Source organism: Nonomuraea sp. NPDC049784, assembly GCF_040659615.1.
In the GTDB taxonomy this organism is placed as follows: Bacteria; Actinomycetota; Actinomycetes; order Streptosporangiales; family Streptosporangiaceae; genus Nonomuraea.
The window spans coordinates 1-2289 of record NZ_JBFAMX010001025.1; the positions used below are offsets into that span (position 1 = coordinate 1).

Annotated in this window: 2 protein-coding genes and 1 pseudogene; all 3 read right to left on the reverse strand. The window is 71.6% G+C overall.

Translation table 11 applies throughout. The annotated features are described in order from the left end of the window. Positions 1-349 (reverse strand): annotated as a pseudogene (locus AB0J09_RS62700) (hypothetical protein); the annotation flags it as partial. A 185-nt stretch (positions 350-534) separates the two neighbouring features. After that, on the reverse strand, positions 535-1281 hold the full coding sequence (locus AB0J09_RS62705) for an SDR family oxidoreductase (RefSeq protein ID WP_360713744.1): 747 nt from the start codon (positions 1279-1281) through the stop codon (positions 535-537). An 83-nt stretch (positions 1282-1364) separates the two neighbouring features. Further along, a partial coding sequence (locus AB0J09_RS62710) for an alpha-1,6-glucosidase domain-containing protein (RefSeq protein WP_360713746.1) occupies positions 1365-2289 on the reverse strand: 925 nt, incomplete at its 5' end.

The following is a 2289-nucleotide window of genomic DNA, read 5'->3' on the forward strand; positions in this document are numbered from 1 at the left end:
CCTCCGCCGCCAGCACCGACACCGCCAGCGCGAGCTGGCGCTCGGCCGCCGCCACCGGCAGGGCCGTCGTGGCGCAGCGCAGCGCGATCTGCGCGTCCACCCTCAGGTCGTCGCTGGCCAGGCCGATGATGGACGGCACGAGCCGGACGAGCTTGGCGCGGCTTTCGTCGCTGGTGTTGTCGTTGACCAGGCGGGCGAGGGCTGCCAGCAACGGGTGGGTGCAGGCCGGATGGTCGCTCCACCGCTCGCCTGCCAGGTAGGAGGCCAGCTCCATGAAGCAGGCACCGCGTTTCGGGTTGCGATGTCTGCCACGGGACAGGACCGGCATGTGATCAAGCTGATTGTCCACGGGTGCTCCACTGCTCCACGCGATCGCTGTCTATCCAGTCTGCGCTGCGGCGACCGCCAACGCCAGTGATGTGCATTCCTGGTTACTGTTCCCCCTACGCGGGAAGTCGCACCCATATCCGGTGCAGGATTTCCCAAGGGCGCCGGTCGGACGCGGTACGCCGCGCCCGACTGGATTTCTGCGCGTCAGACGGCCGTGCGGCCGCCGTCCACGTGGACCGTCGTCCCGTGGATGAAGCTCGCCCGCGGCGACGCCAGGAACGCGATCGCCTCGGCGACCTCCTCCGGCGTCCCCGGGCGGCCGGCGGGAGCGGCCGACGCGAGCTGGTCCAGGTCCTCACCCATGCCGGCGGTGCCCTCGGTACGGGTCGGCCCCGGACTCACCGCGTTGACCCGCACGCCACGCGGTCCGAACTCCGCCGCCCACGACTTCGTCAGCAGCACCACGGCGGCCTTGCTCGACCCGTACAGGCTCATGCCCGCCACGCCGAACTCCGCCGCCATCGTGGTCACGTTGACGATCGCGCCGTGCCCCCGCTCGGCCATGGCCGGAGCGAGCTCGGCCACCAGGAAGTACGGGGCCTTGACGTTCAGCCCGTACACCCAGTCGAAGTCCTTCTCGCTCATCTGGTCCGTGGGGCCGAACGGGTAGACCCCGGCGTTGTTGACCAGTACGTCCACATGGCCGAGCAGATCGGTCGCGGCGCGGGCCAGCGAGCGGGCGGACTCCTGGTCATGCAGCTCGGCCGCCACGAAATGGGCCCTGCCGCCCAGCTCGCGCAGCTCCGCCACGGCCTGCTCGCCCCGTGCCGCGTTCCGGCCCGACAGGACCACCTCGGCCCCGAGCCGGACCAGCGCGCGGGCCGTGGCCAGCCCTATGCCGCTGTTGCCTCCGGTGATGAGAGCCCCGATGCCCGACAGCTCTGCGGTCATTTCGTTCACCCCTTGCTGATCGATGGTTGCGCTGTGCACGGGGGTAAAGTCGCGGCGGCGGGAGCTCGCGCAGCTCCATACGTCTATCGCATCACACCCACGAACACCGCCACCGTGCGGCCCGGCACCGTCAGCGTGCCGGTGGCCAGGTCGAACGCGGACTCACGTACGACTGGATCGCCGGAAGCCGCCTGTACGGGGTGGAGCGACACCGCCTGCCCCGCCAGCGACTCCACGACCTGGGTGCGCGCCGACGGGGTGGCGTTGAAGACCACGCTGACCGACGACCACCGAGGATCCAGCCCGGACGTGTCCACATGCATCGTGATCACGCCCTCGGCCGACGCGGGGAACGACAGCCGCCGGCGCACCTCGGCCGCGGACCCCAGCGCGAACGCCGGCGACGACGCCCTGATCCGCAGGAGCTCCCCGAACCCGGCCCGGCAGGCCGCGATCGCCGCGCAGCCGGGCTTCAGCGCCGGGTCGGCCAGCAGCGGCCTGGCGTACGGCCACCTGTCCTCGTTCTCGGCCCTGGGCGGCAGGCCCGCGCCGAACCCGTTCCCGCAAGCGCAGTCCCACAGCAGCCGGTTGAACCAGTCGCCGGAGTCGTAGGAGTTGCGGTCGAGGGACTTCGACCGCAGCCGCTCGCTGCCCGCGTGCACGAACGCCGTCCCCTGCGCCAGCAGGACCGTGGCCAGCGACAACACCTGCATGCGCACCCGGTCGGCCATCGGCGTCCGCTGCGGCAGCTTGTACGCCAGCGCGTCGAAGAGCGTCTCGTTGTCGTGCGCGTCCACGTACGCCACCGCCTCGCCCGGCGCGGCCGTGTAGCCGGCGGGAGAGCCGTTGTAGGAGATCTCCGAGCTCTGCCTCCCCGAGGGCAGCACGTAGTCGCGCAGACTGCCGGTCAGCCCGATCCGGACGAGGTCGGCGTAATAGGCCAGCCTGGCCCGCTGCTGCTCGGCCGTGCCGTTGGCGGGGGACCCGTTGGGCGCGCCCGCCAGCCCC